The organism is Streptococcus sp. DD11, assembly GCF_001578865.1.
Taxonomy (GTDB): domain Bacteria; phylum Bacillota; class Bacilli; order Lactobacillales; family Streptococcaceae; genus Streptococcus; species Streptococcus panodentis.
Window position 1 is genome coordinate 1 of the sequence record NZ_KQ969475.1, and the last position, 299, is coordinate 299.

Here is a 299-nt window from a genome sequence, read left to right on the forward strand (position 1 = left end):
CTTCGGCCTCTTTGATGACAGGATCCGTCGGGATGTCAAAAGGCTGATTGCGGAAGAATTCGAACCATTTCTGCAGATTGTAATCTGCTACCTTATCTTTATTATACTTGCTTAGTTCCAAGAATGCAAATGCCATCGGCGGACGGCTCCGGCTGTCTTTGAAGTCGGAAAGCAGGGGCTCCCCAGTCTCATCATCCCTGAGTGAAATGGTGCGGAAAGCGCGCTCGTCTGCAAAATAATCCTGCTCCAGAATGGCAATGCAGTAGACGGGGTTCATCTCCGAATACAGTGTATGCGTC

1 protein-coding gene is annotated in these 299 nt (G+C 49.5%); it reads right to left on the minus strand.

Features of this window, described 5'->3' with window-relative positions; translation table 11 throughout:
- A partial coding sequence (locus STRDD11_RS13460) for a PD-(D/E)XK nuclease family transposase (RefSeq protein WP_206512733.1) occupies positions 1-299 on the minus strand: 299 nt, incomplete at both ends.